General features: G+C 35.3%; 15 protein-coding genes and 1 tRNA gene. 13 read left to right on the top strand and 3 right to left on the bottom strand.

Features of this window, described 5'->3' with window-relative positions:
• The first annotated feature begins 27 nt into the window (after positions 1-27).
• The 9 genes from TS1_RS00480 (at position 28) to TS1_RS00440 (ending at position 12,349) form a co-directional block, all read left to right on the top strand.
• Entirely contained in the window at positions 28-1,170 is a 1,143-nt protein-coding gene (locus TS1_RS00480) for a glucose-1-phosphate adenylyltransferase (protein WP_068706706.1), read from the top strand.
• Positions 1,160-2,299 carry a glucose-1-phosphate adenylyltransferase subunit GlgD gene (gene glgD / locus TS1_RS00475; protein ID WP_068706704.1) on the top strand — a complete coding sequence of 380 codons (1,140 nt, stop codon included), beginning with the start codon at positions 1,160-1,162 and terminating at the stop codon, positions 2,297-2,299. The genes TS1_RS00480 and glgD overlap by 11 nt, the downstream gene beginning before the upstream one ends.
• Positions 2,300-2,302: 3 nt before the next feature.
• Positions 2,303-3,742 (top strand): glycogen synthase GlgA, encoded by a 1,440-nt coding sequence (glgA, locus tag TS1_RS00470; protein WP_068706702.1) that lies wholly within the window; start codon positions 2,303-2,305, stop codon positions 3,740-3,742.
• A gap of 102 nt (positions 3,743-3,844) precedes the next feature.
• Positions 3,845-6,280, top strand: coding sequence for a glycogen/starch/alpha-glucan phosphorylase (locus tag TS1_RS00465; protein WP_068706701.1), 2,436 nt, complete (start codon positions 3,845-3,847; stop codon positions 6,278-6,280).
• A complete protein-coding gene (locus TS1_RS00460; protein WP_068706699.1) occupies positions 6,261-8,120 on the top strand; it encodes a glycoside hydrolase family 13 protein in 1,860 nt (619 codons plus the stop codon). The genes TS1_RS00465 and TS1_RS00460 overlap by 20 nt, the downstream gene beginning before the upstream one ends.
• Positions 8,121-8,214: 94 nt before the next feature.
• On the top strand, positions 8,215-9,141 hold the full coding sequence (locus tag TS1_RS00455; protein ID WP_068706697.1) for an aldo/keto reductase: 927 nt from the start codon (positions 8,215-8,217) through the stop codon (positions 9,139-9,141).
• 595 nt (positions 9,142-9,736) lie between these two features.
• Positions 9,737-10,408 (top strand): hypothetical protein, encoded by a 672-nt coding sequence (locus TS1_RS00450; protein ID WP_068706695.1) that lies wholly within the window; start codon positions 9,737-9,739, stop codon positions 10,406-10,408.
• A 73-nt stretch (positions 10,409-10,481) separates the two neighbouring features.
• Positions 10,482-10,566 (top strand) — tRNA-Leu (locus tag TS1_RS00445).
• Positions 10,567-11,131: 565 nt separating this feature from the next.
• The gene (locus TS1_RS00440) at positions 11,132-12,349 is read left to right on the top strand and encodes a pyridoxal phosphate-dependent aminotransferase (RefSeq protein ID WP_068706693.1); all 1,218 of its coding nucleotides are present in this window, start codon (positions 11,132-11,134) and stop codon (positions 12,347-12,349) included.
• Positions 12,350-12,395: 46 nt separating this feature from the next.
• Here the strand turns inward: TS1_RS00440 and TS1_RS00435 are convergent, their stop codons facing one another.
• On the bottom strand, positions 12,396-12,578 hold the full coding sequence (locus TS1_RS00435; RefSeq protein WP_068706691.1) for a hypothetical protein: 183 nt from the start codon (positions 12,576-12,578) through the stop codon (positions 12,396-12,398).
• Positions 12,579-12,818: 240 nt separating this feature from the next.
• Here TS1_RS00435 and nagA point away from each other — a divergent pair, with 240 nt between their 5' ends.
• Complete coding sequence (gene nagA, locus TS1_RS00430) at positions 12,819-13,967, top strand: N-acetylglucosamine-6-phosphate deacetylase (RefSeq protein ID WP_068706689.1); 1,149 nt, start codon at positions 12,819-12,821, stop codon at positions 13,965-13,967.
• A gap of 37 nt (positions 13,968-14,004) precedes the next feature.
• Here the strand turns inward: nagA and TS1_RS00425 are convergent, their stop codons facing one another.
• Complete coding sequence (locus TS1_RS00425) at positions 14,005-14,604, bottom strand: FUSC family protein (protein ID WP_068706687.1); 600 nt, start codon at positions 14,602-14,604, stop codon at positions 14,005-14,007.
• 134 nt (positions 14,605-14,738) lie between these two features.
• Positions 14,739-15,692, bottom strand: coding sequence for a Gfo/Idh/MocA family protein (locus tag TS1_RS00420; RefSeq protein ID WP_068706685.1), 954 nt, complete (start codon positions 15,690-15,692; stop codon positions 14,739-14,741).
• A gap of 138 nt (positions 15,693-15,830) precedes the next feature.
• On the opposite strand from TS1_RS00420, the gene TS1_RS00415 reads away from it, so the two are divergent.
• Genes TS1_RS00415 through TS1_RS00405 form a run of 3 tightly spaced genes read left to right on the top strand, consistent with a single transcriptional unit; the run spans position 15,831 to position 17,771 of the window.
• The gene (locus TS1_RS00415; protein WP_068706683.1) at positions 15,831-16,343 is read left to right on the top strand and encodes a hypothetical protein; all 513 of its coding nucleotides are present in this window, start codon (positions 15,831-15,833) and stop codon (positions 16,341-16,343) included.
• Positions 16,344-16,363: 20 nt separating this feature from the next.
• Entirely contained in the window at positions 16,364-17,155 is a 792-nt protein-coding gene (locus TS1_RS00410) for a M15 family metallopeptidase (protein ID WP_068706681.1), read from the top strand.
• Between the two features lie 7 nt (positions 17,156-17,162).
• Positions 17,163-17,771 (top strand): glycoside hydrolase family 73 protein, encoded by a 609-nt coding sequence (locus tag TS1_RS00405; protein ID WP_068706679.1) that lies wholly within the window; start codon positions 17,163-17,165, stop codon positions 17,769-17,771.
• The last annotated feature ends 14 nt before the right edge of the window (positions 17,772-17,785 follow it).

Raw genomic sequence — 17,785 nt, 5'->3', positions numbered from 1 at the left:
AGGAGGAAAGGTGTTTTCACCGAAACAATGAAAACAGAAACAGTAGCTATGATTTTAGCAGGCGGACAAGGAACGCGTTTAGGAAAACTCACAAAGAATATGGCTAAACCTGGTGTGCCGTTTGGCGGGCGTTATCGAATTATTGATTTTACATTAAGTAATTGTGCTAATTCTGGCATTAAAAATGTAGGGGTTGTCACGCAATACCAGCCTTTAGAGTTAAACGCTCATATAGGAAACGGAGCTAGCTGGGGCTTAGATGGAATTGATTCAGGAGCAACGATTTTACAACCTTATTCAAGCTCGGAAGGGAGTAAATGGTTTGAAGGAACAGCCCATGCGATTTATCAAAATATGGATTATATTGACCGCTTAGATCCACAATATGTTTTAATTTTATCGGGAGACCATATTTATAAAATGGATTATGAAGCCATGCTTGAAAATCATAAGAAAAAAAGGGCATCGCTTTCGGTAGCAGTTATTGAAGTTCCATTCAAGGAAGCTTCCAGATTTGGCATTATGAATACAGATGAAAATGATCGAATTATTGAATTTGAAGAAAAACCTGAAAACCCAAAAAGCAACTTAGCTTCGATGGGGATTTATATCTTTAACTGGGGACGTTTGCGAAGTGTTTTGCGTACCAGCTACGCTAAAGATAGTACGATGAGCGACTTCGGAAAACATGTGATTCCCGCTTACCTTGATAGTGGAGAAAATGTAGTTGCTTATCGTTTTAAAGGTTATTGGAAAGATGTCGGAACGATTGATTCTCTTTGGGAAGCGAATATGGAATTTTTAGATCCAGAGATGGAGTTAGATATCCGGGATAAAGGGTGGCGCATTTATTCTAAAAATCGTATTTCTCCTCCTCATTTTATCACTGAAATGGGTTCAGCTAAAGATTCGTTAATTTCGGATGGTTGTTATATCGCTGGGGATGTAAAACATAGCATTTTATCAGACGATGTCCAAATAAAAGATGGTGCTTCGGTATCCGATAGTGTCATTATGTCAGGGGCAACAATCGGCAAAAATGTGGTTGTTAAACGAGCCATTATTGGTGAAAACGCCATTATTGGAGATAACGCTGAAATTGATGGAACAGAAGAGATAGAAGTTGTTGGTTATAATGAAGTGATTGGGGTGACGATGGATGAAGACTAATAAAATGTGTGCATTGGTAGGAAATTTGCATCGTTATAATGGTTTAATGCCTCTAATCAAAAATCGTCCTTTAGCCACTTTACCTTTTGATGGAAAATATCGTTTAATCGATTTTAATTTATCAAATGTTGCCAATGCGAATATAAAATCTCTTTTTATGGTTTTTAATGAAGGCGAAACACGCTCAGTCTTTGATCATTTGGGCGGGGGTAAAGAGTGGAATTTAGATGGTATTCAAAATCATTTTTTTGTTCATACTTATCAGGATTTTATTCGTAAAGATGATAATAATAGCAGTTATTACGATGTGGTGATTGATTATTTACGCAAGTCAAAATCTGAATATGCTGTATATATGAACAGTAAAATTTTATGCAACATTGATTTAAAAACGTTACTTCATATTCATCAATCAAGACAACAGGATATGACAGTAGTTTATAAAAAAGTAAGTATGGATAAAACTCAAGATGATGATCTTTTATTTACTTTAGATAATGAACATACGATTAGAGAAAAAACATTTGCTAAAGATATTACCACACAAGAAGAAGTAAATCTTTGCGCAGATATCTTTATTATTAAAACAGACCTTTTAATTGAAATCTTACAACAAAAGCAAGCGGGTGGTGTCTTGGGCAATGTGGAAAGCTTTTTGCGTGAACGTATCAGCTCTTCAACTAATGCTTATGAATATACCGGCTATTTAAATAATATATTTGATGTTTTATCTTATTATCGTGCGAATATGGACATGTTAGATACACAAAAATTTAATGCTTTACTATACTCTAGTCAAAAAGTTTATACGAAAATGAAAAACGAAGTACCGACATTTTACTCAGAAACTTCGATTGTCAATAATAGTCAATTTGCAACAGGTTGTATGATTGAAGGACGCGTGGAACGAACTCTAGTCGGGCGAGGGACAAGCATCAAAGAAGGTGCTGAAGTATTTGATTCGCTGATTTTCCCAAGCAATATAGTAAAATCAAGTGCTACTGTACGTTGTGCTATTTTGGATAAGAATGTTGTGGTAGATGAAGGGGTACGTATTGAAGGGACGCCTGAAAAACCAGTAGTGATTGAAAAAGGCAGTCATGTGACACAAGATATTATTGGAGGTTAAACGATGAAGCTTCTTTTCGCAGCGGCAGAATGTGCACCATTTTTTAAAACAGGCGGTCTAGGCGACGTTATAGGAACGTTACCTAAAGTACTTGCCAAAGAAAACGTAGAAACCGCAGTTGTTTTACCTTATTTTACTAAAATGTCTGATACTTATAAAAAACAATTAGAAGATGTTCTTCATTTTGAAGTTAATGTAGGTTGGCGAAAACAATACTGCGGCGTAAAAAAAATAACAATCGATGAAGTGACTTATTACTTTATTGATAACCTTTACTATTTTGACCGAGAGGAGCTATATGGCTATTATGATGACGGCGAACGTTTTGCTTACTTTCAAATGGCGGTCATCGAGTTAATGGAAAAAATTGATTTTATTCCTGACATTTTACACGTAAATGACTATCATACGGCAATGATTCCTTTTTTATTAAAGGAAAAGTATCATTGGATTAAAGCTTATCGTAATATCCGTACCGTTTTAACTATCCATAATATACAATTTCAAGGTCAATATGGTCCCCAAATTTTACCAGATTTATTTGGTATGGGTACTGAGCGTTATGAGGACGGAACCTTACGTTTAGGGGATGCATTAAACTTTATGAAAGCTGGGATTTTGTATGCAGATAAGGTGACTACAGTAAGTCCTTCTTATGCCGAAGAAATTCAAACGCCTGAGTTTGGCTGTGGCTTGGAAGTGATTTTGCGTATGGAAGCTGGTAAGCTAAGTGGTATTTTAAATGGGATTGATTATGAACTAAATGATCCTGAAACAGATCCAGCATTGGATGTTCATTACTCTGTAGAAAATTTAACAGGAAAACAACAAAATAAGGTAGCTATGCAAAAATTGATGGGTTTAGATGTGAATACTTCTGTTCCTTTAATTGCTGTAGTTAGCCGTTTAACTTATCAAAAGGGATTTCATCTTTTGCTTGATGAATTTGAAAACTTGCTGCAAATGGATGTCCAATTTATCTTGTTAGGTACAGGGGATCCAGATTTTGAACGAGGTTTTACAGAAATTGCTCAAAGGTATCCGACAAACAGTACCGTAGTGATTGATTTTGATACCAAATTAGCACAGCAGATGTACGCTAGTGCGGATATTTTCCTAATGCCTTCAGCTTTTGAGCCTTGTGGTTTATCGCAGATGATTGCTATGCGCTATGGAACTATACCTGTTGTTCATGAAATAGGGGGGCTTAAAGATACCGTTACTCCTTTTAATCCAGTTGAAGGGACAGGTACTGGTTTTGGCTTTCAGGAATATTCCTCCTTTAGACTTATTGAGTGTATCAAAAAAGCAATAGAGCTATATGAATTTTCTCCTGAGACTTGGCAGAAATTAGTTCAAGCAGCGATGACCCAAGATTTTAGTTGGACCCGCAGTTGCCATAAATACCTTGATATGTATCAGCAGTTACAAACGAAAGATTAAAAGTTAACGAAAAGCAAGCTGAAATATGGTGTTTATTCCTTTTTTAGCTTGCTTTTAACCGAAGAAAATCTACGTAAAAACAGAACAGGAGGCAAGATTTTTTTGACAAAAGAAGAGATAAAAAAAGAATTGCGCCAGCGATTAAGAGATACTTATGCATTAGAGTTAGAGGACGCAGGCCCGGTGGAGTTGTTTTATAGCTTAGGTGGTCTGATCAAAGCTATATCCAATGAAAAATGGCATAAGACCTGGAAAAATTACCTAACAGAAGAACAAAAACAAGTCTATTATTTCTCAATTGAATTCCTACCAGGAAAACTGTTGAAAAGCAATTTGTTAAATTTAGGGATTTTGAATGAGGTAAGGACAACGCTGGCAGATATTGATGTTGACCTTGAAGAATTAGCTGAGGTTGAAAAGGATATGGCCTTAGGTAATGGTGGCTTAGGCAGACTAGCTTCCTGTTTTATGGATTCTATTGCTTCGTGTGGTTTACCTGGAAATGGAAATGGGATTCGTTATGATTATGGTTTATTTAAACAACAATTCGTGGATGGATACCAAGTAGAGCTTCCGGATGAATGGTTAAAAAGAGGGAATGTCTGGGAAATACGACGTGAAAGCAAAGCTTGTGATGTGAAACTATTTGGCAATGTTTATATGAAACGTTTAGCCAACGGAAAACTTCAGCCAGTCGCAGAGAATCAGACGACTGTACGTGCCGTTCCTTATGATACGGGAATGATTGGTTACCAGAATGGTATTGTAAATACTATGCGTTTATGGAGCGTGGAAATTCCTATTTCAGAAGAAGCGAAATATCAAAGCTTAGATGAAAGACGTACAGTTGAGGATTTGACAGCCGTTTTATATCCCGACGATTCACAGGAAAGTGGTCGTTTGGTACGTCTAGCTCAGGAATACTTTTTTGTATCTGCTGGGATACAAAGTATTATTCGTTATTATAAAAAGCTCAATTTACCATGGCATTCATTAAGTGAAAAAATTGCTATTCATATTAACGATACGCATCCTGCGATGTGCGTACCAGAATTAATGCGTGTTTTAGTGGATGAGAACGGACTGAACTGGGAGTTTGCTTGGGATATTACTGTCAAAGTATTAAGCTATACCAATCATACTATTATGGCTGAGGCTTTAGAGAAATGGCCAATTTACCTCATGAAAATAGTTGTTCCTAGAATATATCAAATTATTGAGGAAATCGACCGGCGTTATGTTACAACTTTACAAGGGATTCATTCACAAGATTTAATCCAAAGAACGCGTCCATTACAAAATGATCAAGTTTACATGGCACATCTAGCAATTATTGGAAGTCATAGTACCAATGGAGTAGCAAAAATTCATTCTGATTTGTTAAAATCTATTGTTTTGCATGATTTTTATGTTATTTACCCTGAACGTTTTAATAATAAAACCAATGGAATTGCGGAACGTCGTTGGTTGCAATTGGCTAACGAACCCTTAGCGAATGTTATTGATGAATTAATTACAGATTCTTGGCGTAAGACGCCGCAAGATTTAAAATTATTAATGAATTATCAAAATGATGAAGCCGCCTTAACAAAAATACGAGAAGCTAAATTAGTAAAAAAAGAAGAATTAGCCAATTACATCCTGAAAACTACTGGGATTGAGGTATCATCGAATGCTATTTTTGATGTACAAATTAAACGACTGCATGCTTATAAACGACAACTAATGAATTTATTACACATTTTGAAATTATATTTTGAGATTAAAGATAATCCGGAAATGGATATAACACCGCGCGTATTCATTTTTGGCGCAAAAGCTGCGCCTAGTTATACTTATGCGAAATCAATTATTAAAGCGATCAATGAGGTAGCAAACATGGTTAATACTGATCGTTCTTTGCAAGATAAAATCAAAGTTGTATTTTTACCTAATTATAATGTTTCATTGGCTGAAAAAATTATTCCAGCTGCAGATGTCAGCGAGCAAATTTCATTAGCTTCTAAAGAAGCCTCAGGTACCAGCAATATGAAATTGATGTTAAATGGCGCTGTAACTATTGCGACATTAGATGGTGCCAACGTTGAAATTAGAGATGCTGTTGGAGATGACAATATTTATATTTTTGGCTTAACGGAAAAAGAAGTTTATGATTACTATGAAAAGCAAGATTATTCTTCGCAAAAAATCTACGATGAAGACGAAAACTTGCGGCGTATCTTGGATGCTTTTGTGGATGGAACGATTCCTAACATCGAATTTGAAGGACAAGAGATTTATGACGCTTTATTGAAGTTTAATGATGAATATTTCTTATTACGAGATTTTCATGACTATGTAAAAGCACAAGAGCAGATTAATCAAGATTACAAAGATTCGATGCTATGGCAGAAAAAAAGTTTAGCAAATATCGCGAATGCTGGAAACTTTTCAGCAGATGACACTGTAAAAGCTTATGCAGAAGATATCTGGCAAATTGAACCGATATTTGCTCACACAGAAAAAGAGGGGACAACCAATGGCAGTCATCCGCTTTAATCCTTGGAAAATTGCGTATAAGACACCTTTTGGAGCAGTTAAAGAAAATGAAGTTGCGACATTTACCATTGAAGTGATGGCTGAAGAAGTCGTGGCTGTCAAATTAGTTATCCACAAGGATTTCCAGACAGAAAAAATAATTTCTATGAAAAGGCAAGGAGAAGGACAATTTTCCTGCGAGTATTTTTTTAATCAACGCTCAGGCCTATACTTTTATCATTTTGAAATTCAAACTAAAAAGGGCGATGAAGTGGTTACAGAACTTTACGGAGCGACCAAAGAAGGAGGTGAAGGGCAAAAGTTTTCACCCTTTGAAAGAGTTTGGGATTTTCAAGTGACTTGTTATAAAAAGGAAGAAAAAGCACCTGAGTGGTATAGAAATGGGGTTTTTTATCAAATTTTTCCGGATCGTTTTGCCAATGGAAACCCCAATCGTATTGTGAATTCTCCTAAGAAAAATTCTTACATTTATGCTACTGAAGAAGATGATCCTCTATATGTGAAAGATTCAGAAGGTGAAATTTTACGCTGGGACTTTTTTGGGGGCAACTTTAAGGGCATTTTACAAAAAATCCCTTATTTAAAAGAATTGGGTGTCAACGGCATTTATTTAACGCCTATTTTCGAGGCCAACAGCAATCATCGTTATGATACGGCTGATTATTTCGCTATAGACCCAGTTTTAGGTACAGAGGAAGAGTTTAAAAGGCTGTTAGATACTTTGCACGAAAATGATATGCATTTAATTTTAGATGGCGTTTTTAGCCATGTGGGTCAACATAGCCGTTATTTTAATGTTGATGGTGCCTATGGAGAGCATACGGGTGCTTATCATGATCGGCATAGTCCTTATTATTCTTGGTTTACTTTTTATGAATATCCAACCGAATATGCCTCCTGGTGGGGGATTAAAGATTTGCCGGAAGTAAACAAAGCAGACGATTCCTTCCAACAATTTATTTATGGTAAAGAAGATAGTGTCTTGACCAAATGGACAGAAATGGGCGTAGATGGTTGGCGCTTAGATGTAGCTGATGAGCTTCCCGATACCTTTATTAAGGGAATAAGGAAGAATTTAGAGAATTTTTCCGAAAAGGTATTATTAGGCGAAGTTTGGGAAGATGCTTCTAATAAGATATCTTACAATCAAAGACGAGATTATATTTTAGGCGATCACTTGCAAGGCGTGATGAATTATCCCTTACGTAATAGTGTCATAGACTTATTAAATGAAAATAAGCCCCCTGAAAGTGTTGCAAAAGCATTGATGAAATTATACGAGAATTATCCAGCGGATGTTTTTTTCAACAATTTAAATAACATTGGCACCCATGATACTGAAAGAATTTTCTCAGAACTAGGAAAACATTTGAAAAAATTAGACTTAGCTTTTGCTATGATGTTTGTTTTTCCAGGGATTCCTTGTATTTATTATGGAGACGAAGCTGGTCTAACTGGCGGTAAAGATCCAGAAAATCGCAAATTTTTTCCATGGAAAAATATCGATCAGGACATTTACGACAGCTGTCAAAGGTGGATTTACTTTCGTAAAGAACATGCTTTACTCAAAGAAGGCGACGTTTGCTTTTTTTACGGACCGCACCTATTTGGTATCCTGCGCTATTCTGTCAATGAATATATAGCTCTTTTAATCAATCCAGGAAATTATCCTACAACAGTCAACGGCAATTTGACATTTATTGCTGATGAATCTCCTTTGATTAAAGAAGTTCATCATCGTTTTTCTAATCGTACTGTAAAAGAAAATAGTTATTTATTAATTACTAGTGAACAAAAACGAAAAAGCATCGAAAAATACCGTTCGATGACGAATAATTAAAGCCTAGCAATCCTCTTGTCTATATCAAATCTTTGATAAAAGAAAAACTGTGATTTAAAATGGTTGTAAGATATATAAGAGGAGGAATATACAAATGTCAACAAAAGTAGCTTTAGGTAACTCTGGATTAAAGATCAATCCTATCGGTTTTGGAACAAACGCTATCGGTGGACATAATTTGTATCCTAATTTAGATGAAGAAGAAAACAAGAAATTGTTGAAGTACGTGATTGATTCTGGCATTGATTTTTTGGACACGGCTTATGTCTACGGATTAGGACGTTCCGAAGAATTAATCGGAGAAGTTGTAAAAGAACTAGGAAATAGAGAGCAGTTAGTTATTGCTTCTAAGGGAGCGCAAAATGGGGAAAGTATCGATAATTCACCTGAGTTTTTAAAAGAATGTGTACGTAATTCTTTGAAGCGACTACAAACAGAATATATCGACTTATTCTATATTCATTTTCCTGATGACAACACTCCTAAAGACGAAGCCGTTCAAGCTTTAAAAGACCTAAAAGATGAAGGTCTCATTCGTTCGATCGGCGTTTCTAATTTCTCATTGGAACAATTAAAAGAAGCCAACAAAAACGGAGATGTCGATGTTTTCGAAGGACACTATAACTTATTGCATCGCGAAGCGGAAAAAGAGCTATTTCCATATTTAAGGAAAAATAATATTTCATTTGTTCCGTACTTCCCATTTCAATCTGGATTATTAACAGGAAAATATAAAGGAGACGAAACTTTCCCTGAAGGAGATCTACGTGCTGAACAAGAGGATTTCCAAGGTGATAACTTTAAAGAAAACATCCGGAAAGTAGACCAATTGAAAAAAATAGCAGCAGATAAAGACACATCAGTGGCAAATGTCGTATTAGCTTTTTATCTGCAAATAGACGTTATTGATGCTGTTATTCCAGGCGCTAAACGCAAAGAACAAGTAGATAGCAATCTGAAAACATTAGATGTTCAATTAACAAAAGACGAAGTGCAATCAATTGGTCAGATATTTATGTAATAAGTGATTTGTGATAGAAGCCCCTTTTTCGATTTTATTGATTTTTTATTAAAAAGGAAAAAGTCGTCGTTTATTAAGGTTTAAGGTTAACTTTATGATGGTTGGACATAGAATGACATTACTTGTGTCCGGTAACCGTTGATAGGGCAAAAGTTTCATTGATTTATGTCCAGTAATCAGAAAGGCGACATTATTTTCATGAATTTTTGTCCTATTTCAACAAAAACGGAGATTTTTTCTTTATTTTTTACTAAAGAGACAAAAGAGTCCACTATTTATGTCTATGTTCTAGTTATAAGACAAAAGTCAACTGAACTTTGGTCTTATAACTAGAAATTGGGCATTCCTTTATCGTTAGAAGTTATTTAGAGAATAATCGTTTACTAAGATCTTGTGTATCATCATATTTTTTTGTGCGTTTTGACCTAGGGTGTATATATTTTAGAAACTTGTGCATACAAGCAGCTATGGCAACCTTGCCCTTTTTGGATAGAGGTTGTTTTTTTAGTCTTTCTCATTTTAGCTGTAGATAAACTGTCCTCTGGCTTTTTTTTATGGTATGATAATAAAAAATACAAATAAGGGAATGAATTTCATGAAAGATATTGATCAAATTAAACGAAAACATTCTCGTTTTCCTGTTTTCTCAGATGAGACAGGCGTTAAAATTCGATCGGAAAGAAAACACCCCCCTTTTTCAGATGATGAGCCTTGGATTCTAACGGAGGCCAGTAGCACTCCCTTAACCAAATCAGTATTAAAAGAAAATAAAAAAAAGCGTGGATTAAGGCGTACTAAAAAAGATACTCTAGAAAAAGCGGGTTTAACGATTCAAGAGCAGAATGAATTAAAAAAGCATAGAAAACATCTGCCAAGTTACTCGAGCAAAAATATTTCGACGTATCAGCGTACATCTGTAAAACAAAATCAATCTGTTGATTCATTAAAAAGGAAACGAGATAGACAATCTTATTTTGCTTCTAAGTATGTGCCTGCTACAGCATCTGTGAATAAAAAGATGCATAAAAATTCCGACAAAGAGCTCTTGCATTCTTTGGAAAAATCCCAGGATGATTATTTATTATTTGAAACAGACCATTCTCATTTTCAACCAAAAAATGTATTACGCCAATTTAACCAAAATGAAGCAGTGGATAATCAACAAACTAAGGAGAAAAACTCTAACATCCTTAATCGTTCGCTTAAAGGAATGATTGAAGAAGACCAGAACGATTTAAAAGGGAATGGTTATTTCAAAGAAGGATAGAGTTTTATAAAAAACGTTCTCTATTTTTTATTGACAAAGTTATTAACATTGATATAATAATCTTTGTCAGTTTGCGGATATGTTGGAATTGGTAGACAAGCAAGATTAAGGATCTTGTGAGCATATCGCTCGTGTGGGTTCGACTCCCACTATCCGCATTGAGATAAGAATATTTTTGGATAATAATTTGAAATGCATCCCTTAAGTTAGCTTGCAATAGTCTAGCTTAGGAGATGCATTTTAATTGTCATTTACATTCTTTATTTTGCTATTTTGATACTTTCTTTAGCTTGTATGAACTACATAACAAAAGATAGGTTAACTCCCATGAGGTCTTACACCGCTATTAACTACAATATTACCGTTTTATTAGCCAAATACTGTTGTAGTCTTGAATTAAGGATATCAAACGTGTGTTATTTTTTTCAAGAACTATTTTTTATTAAAGGGTTATACTATTTGGAAGCTTGGAGAAAGTCGACGCTTTGATTATTTTGTTATGTAAATTCGATTTATAATGAATCAGAGTACTAATTTCAGAGCATGTTAAAAACAGGTAAAAAATTCTTCGAATTCTTCATCAGTTGGTATTGAAAAAATATAAATTATTTTATAATAAGTTCTCATTCTACGTTTTTGAAAATTTTTTTGCTATAATATAGACTCGAAGTCTTATTCTATCTTTTGCTACAAGTAAAAAGATTTTTGGAAAGAGGAAAGCTTATGAGAGATTTTGAAAAATCCGGCAAACTTGAGGGTGTCAGCTATGATGTACGTGGGCCGGTCGTGGAAGAAGCTGACCGTATGCAAGAAGAAGGAATCAGTATTTTAAAGTTAAATACTGGCAATCCAGCGACTTTTGGTTTTGAAGCTCCTAATGAAGTAGTTCGTGATTTAATTATGAATGTACGAGAGTCAGAAGGGTATTCTGATTCTAAAGGGGTATTTTCAGCGAGAAAAGCGATTGAACAGTATTGTCAATTGCGCGATTTTCCTGAAGTTTCTATCAATGATATTTATACAGGGAATGGAGTTAGCGAATTAATTACGATGTCAATGCAAGGCTTATGTAACAATGGTGATGAAGTACTTGTTCCTATGCCAGATTATCCGTTATGGACTGCCTCTGTTTCATTAGCAGGGGGAAAGCCCGTTCATTATATTTGTGATGAAGCTAGTGAATGGAATCCTGATATTGATGATATTCGGTCTAAAGTTACTAGTAAAACCAAAGCGATTGTTTTGATTAATCCAAATAACCCAACAGGCGCAGTTTATCCAAAAGAAATTTTGGAAGGGGTCGTTCAAATTGCCAGAGAATTTGACTTAATTATCTTTTCTGATGAAATTTATGATCGTTTAGTAATGGATGAGTATACGCATGTTCCGATTGCGACATTAGCCCCAGATCGACCAATTGTAACTTTTAGCGGTTTGTCTAAATCTCATCGTGTAGCCGGTTTTCGTGTAGGTTGGATGGTAATAAGTGGAGATAAGTCGCATATTAAAGATTATATTGAAGGTTTAAATATGCTTGCATCAATGCGCTTGTGTTCCAACGTTTTGTCCCAACAAATTATTCAAACGGCTTTAGGCGGTTATCAAAGCGTAGATGAATTATTACTTCCTGGCGGGCGTATATACGAACAACGCGAGTATATTTATAATGCGATTAATAATATTGAAGGTCTTTCAGCAGTTAAGCCCAAAGCAGCTTTTTATATATTTCCAAAAATTGATACCAAACGTTTTAATATTGTCGATGATGAACAATTTGTATTAGATTTTTTACATGAATATCATGTCCTATTAGTTCATGGTGGTGGATTTAATTGGCAACAACCTGATCATTTTCGAATTGTCTATTTGCCTAATGTAGATGATTTAAAGGTAACTACGGATAAGATGAGAGAATTTTTAGCCAATTATAGTCAAAAATAATAATATCCCTATGTCCTCGTATAATTTTGGACATAGGGATATTTTTTTAATTTTTCTCTTCTACCTTACAATCTTTTTTACTAACAACCATCCGACCATTGTAACTGTCGGCAATTTCTTTGGTCGGATTATCAATTTCAACCAGATATGAATTTTCATATTCTTTTGAAATGTGACCTGATAGCGTGGTGTTTTCCCACTTAAATGTGACTGTTGTGTTTTCTACCATATCGTCGGCTCCTATCTAATTAGTTGAGTCAAGTAAAAATACCCTGGTGATACCTTTGCACTTGTATTTAAAAGACATTCAACAACATCTGTGTTAAATCCTTTTGCTAGACTATACTATTATTTTTTCTAGGATGCAAGAGTTATTTATTATAACAAAAGTGGTGTAGACCTTTCTTGACTTTCCAATAAAATTGGAGTAGGTTAAATGTAGAAAAAGCTAGTAAAAGGAGAGGGAAAAATGAGAAAATTTGTAGCAGCAGATAAGTTTTTCTTAGAGTCTCATGTCGAAAATAAAGGCTATTTAGAAATTACAGATGGAAAATTTGGACAATATTATCGTGAACTTCCTGATGAAGAAGTGAGTGTAGTGGATCAAAGTGGAAAATGGATTGCGCCTGGTTTAGTTGATACACATATCCATGGATTTAAAAATCATGATGTGATGGACAATGATGCAAAAGGAATGAATGAAATTTCAGAAGGATTGCTTTCTTGTGGGGTTACTTCTTTTTTGCCAACGACGCTTACTTCAAGTAAACAACATTTAAAAGATGTAGCTCAAATGCTAGGTGACATAAAAGATAAAGTGACCGGGGCGAAAATTCAAGGGATTTATTTTGAAGGACCTTTTTTTACTGAAAAACATAAGGGAGCTCAAAATCCTTCTTATTTTAGTGATCCAGATATTGATACTTTTCATGAATGGCAAAAAGCTTCCGGCAATATGATTAAAAAAATCGCTCTGGCGCCAGAAAGACAAGGTGTAGAAGATTTTGTGAAACAAGTCAGCGATGAAGGCGTCGTTGTATCATTAGGACACAGCGATGCTACTTTCCAGCAAGCCTCATCAGCAGTTGAAGCTGGAGCTGATGTTTTTGTTCATGCTTATAATGGAATGAGTGGATTAAATCATCGTGAACCCGGTATGGTAGGCGCTTTGTTGGCTCTGCGTGATGTGTATGCAGAATTGATTTGTGATGGTCATCATGTTCATCCCAAGGCTGCAGAACTTGTCATCAACCAAGTAGGTTATGACCATGTCGCTTTGATTACAGATTGTATGATGGCAGGAGGGATGCCTGATGGCAATTATATGTTGGGAGAATTTCCAGTAGTCGTCAAGGACGGAACTGCTAGGATGCAAGAAGGAAATCTCGCTGGTAGTATATTGAAGTTAAAAGAGGGAGTTAAAAACGTAGTTGATTGGAATATTGCTACTGCAGAACAAGCTGTTGCGATGGGAAGTTTAGTCCCTGCAATCAGTTCTAAAATTGACGATGTTTGTGGAAAGATAAGAAAAGGACGTGCAGCTGACTTTATTGTTTTAAATCCAGACATGACACTTGCTGCTACTTATTTAGACGGAGAAGAAAGATATCAAGCATGAGCTTATTAAAAAAGATGAAAAGTAGATGTATCAACATTTACTTTTCATCTTTTTCTTTGGCTTTAATTTTTTCGTGGACTTGTGTTAATGTATCTTGCAAATCCTGTTCTTGCTCTTTTAACTTAGCTAAGTCATTTTCAATTTCTCTTTGTTCCTCCATTTTTGGTGGTTTTATAACAGTATTTAAAAAGATAGCAACGCCAACTCCAATAAAGGTATCAAGGATCCGATCGAGCGCTACAATCACTGATTCCCCTTGAGGAGTACTTAAGGAGATTAAAATAAAAGTAGCAATTCCGGTAATGATGCCTGAATTGTTGTCAATTCCATCTTGAAGAATGACCACTAAAGCGACTAGTATAGGTAACAAGACTAGCTGTAAAAACAATGTCTGTGGAAAAAAATGTTGCACTAAAAGATAAATCATAGCAGCAACACTACCTACTGTATTGCCTAAGATACGTTCTTTTCCTATACTAACGGTCGATGTCATATCTTGACGCAAAGAAACAACAGCTGCGATTGTTGCGATTAGCGGATTGTCCCGGCCAAGAACATGAAAAAGCAAAACACATAGTACCACGGATAAAGCAGTTTTGAACGTTCTCATTCCAAGTCTAAATCGACCGATATGCATAATACTAGTACTCCTCCCTACAAAGTCTATTTTACTCAATTTTGCGTAGTTTTTCTAGTCTTAGGCAACAGATATCAGGTAATAAACATTGAAATATAAGAAGCTCCAAGAAAATTCCTGGAGCTTTTTGACGATTAGACATTCCAAAAACTACGCATTTCATCCAATATTTGAATAACATCTCTTGTTAAAGGAAGAGTATCATTTTCATTTTCTTCGATGGTGTCAATCATCGTTTGTACTTCATAGTTAAGTGCATCTTTTGTATTACCAGCTTTTATTACTTGAGTTTCTCCTGTTGTGCGGTAAGTGATTTCAGCTTCCTCTGCACGAGGGTATTCATCGATGGTGATATATCCTTTTTCGTAAGCGACAATTCCTTTTTTAGGCATTTTCGCTTGGAATGAAAGGTTAACAGATGCCATTTCATCATAATCATTTTTTAAAACAGTAATAGATTCTTCATCAACCCCAGTTTCAAAGGGAATCATTTCACTAAATAAAACATTGGGCGTTGAAGTTAAGAAGAAACGCGCGAAAGACACAGCATAGGTACCAATATCCAATAAAGCACCCCCAGCTAAATCTGGGTTAAAGAAACGATTGTTTGGATCAGGTTCCTTGTAGCTACCAAAAGGTGCTTGTATCATTTTTAATTTTCCTAACTCGCCTGAGTCTGCGATTTCTTTTAGTTTTTGGTATAATGGCATATTAAAGATAGTCATTGCTTCTTGTAGCACTAAGTTATTTTTATTTGCCAAAGTAATTTCTTCTTCTAATTCAGCACTTGTCATTGTAATTGCTTTTTCACACAAAACATGTTTTCCTTTTTCTAAGGCTTTTGTGATATAGTAATGATGGATATTGTTAGGAACTGCAATGTAAACCATGTCAATTTCTGGGTTATCTAGCATTTCTTCTACAGTTTCATAAGCCGTTGGAAGAAAGTATTCTTGAGCAAAAGCTTGTGTTTTTTCAAAGTTTCTAGCAGCTACGCCTGCGATGCTACTTTGGCTGCTTTTAAAATTTTTAACAAATTGGTGGGCGATGTCGCCTGTTCCTATAATTCCCCAACGATAATTGTGCATATGTCTCTCTCCTTATTCGCAATTATTTCTTATCAATCTCTAGTATAACAGATAGATCATAAAAATGACTAAAGGTTGGAATGAAAAGTTTTTATTTATTCAATATTTTCAGTAAAATAATACTTGGAGGAATGAACAATGAATGACATATATATTGACCTAATTATCAGTACAATTGTAGAAAATTTTGGTTCTGAAACGGCTTTTTACCGGGATCGTCTGGGAATTTCTCCAGATAAATGGGAAAATTGGAAAAAAGGTTTCAGTAATTTGTCTCCCGAAGAAATGCAAAAGGTTAAAAACCTCTTTAGTGATTATGAATGGATGTTGTTACAAAAAGTATTACGTCAAACGATTATCTACCCTGAAAAAAGAACGTTTGCTGTTGCTGAATATCGACGTATGAAGACAAAAATTGCTAGACAATGGTTAAATATCGGTCTTGCGACGGTCGAAATTCTTGATACAAAAGAAGAAAATAATAATGGACAATACCTTGACTTGCGAGTGACGATTGATTATAGAGAATGGGGATTTGATGATATTCTAAATTTCCGTTTACCCGCTTATATTCAACAACAGATCGATAATGAACAAGTTGCGTTATTGGATTGGGTGAATGATAAATTAGAAGAGACATATAATTCATAAACAGGAGGTGACTAACTTTTTTGAAGCGTTATTTAAAAATTGGTATTTTAAGTATTGTAGGTATTTGCTTGATTTATGGGATCAATCGTTTTGTAACAAGAAAAGTTGAAGATCCTAATAGTCAAGAAGTTGTTTTAAACAAAACAACAGCAAAAAGTAACAAAAAGCAACAAAATAAAAGCAAAAAAGCAGACAAGGGCTTACCCGATGTTTCATCTAAAGATTGGTCACTAATCCTAGTAGGACCAGATCAACCATTAGAAAAAGATATTTCTTCGGATCAGCTTTCATATATTCCTAATACGAATATGCAGCTAGATAAACGCGTGATAAAATCCTATGAACAATTCAGCAAAGCTGCTTCTCAAGCAGGTTATCCTTTGGTAATTATTTCGGCCTATCGTTCTATCAGCGAGCAAGAACAAATCTTTAATGAACGTGTTGCTCAATATAAAAATCAGGGAATGGACGATAAAAAGGCGAAAAATAAAACCAAAGAAACTTCTACTGAGCCTGGCCATAGTGAGCACCATACCGGTCTCGCCCTAGACATTGTGGATGAAAATTGGCAGCAATCTTATCCTCAAACAGTTTTGGAGGAAGGATTCGGTAAAGAAGACAGTGCGAAATGGCTGGCTGAACATGCAAGCGACTATGGTTTTATTCTACGTTATCCAAAAGGTAAGGAAGATATTACTAAGATTAATTATGAACCGTGGCATTTCCGTTATGTCGGTAAAGAAAACGCAAAGTATATAGAAGAAAACGAGTTGACGTTGGAAGAATACCTTGATCAATTAAACGAAAAGTAGGGTGTGTATGGCAAGAAAAAAGAAAAATCAACTTAAAATGCCTGCAATAATTGTGGGATTTCTTTTAATTTTAGTAGGGTTTGTCTTTTCTTTGATGAGTTTATCTGATCCTGTGGGCAATAATAACCCACTTGCACGCCAAGAAGATGAGAATATGACCAAGCAGGAGTTTATTGAACGCTTGCTTCCTCATGCCAAGGAATTACAAGAAGGTTATGGTATACTTCCTAGTATTATTATCAGCCAAGCAATTTTGGAATCTAACTGGGGTTCTAGTCAGTTGGCCCATGAATATAATAATTTGTTTGGAATTAAAGCTTATGGTGATCAAGATAAAGTAAAACTTGAGACCAAGGAATATGTGAATGAACAGTGGATTACCATCAAAGGAGAGTTTCGAGTTTATAATTCATGGGAAGAGTCGATGGATGATCATACTCGATTATTTGTTAATGGGGTTGATTGGAATCCACAGAAGTATGAGGATGTGTTAACAGCACAAAATTATGAACAAGCTGCTGATGCATTACAGGAAGCGGGTTATGCAACTGATCCTGGCTATGCAGAAAAAGTAAAAGAGGTTGTGGAAAATTATCAGTTAGACCAATACGATTAGAGGAGCTGGTTTAC

Source organism: Tetragenococcus solitarius NBRC 100494 (genome assembly GCF_001544195.1).
In the GTDB taxonomy this organism is placed as follows: domain Bacteria; phylum Bacillota; class Bacilli; order Lactobacillales; family Enterococcaceae; genus Tetragenococcus; species Tetragenococcus solitarius.
The sequence above is the reverse complement of the archived record's forward strand: the minus strand, read 5'-3'. Positions and strand labels throughout refer to the sequence as shown.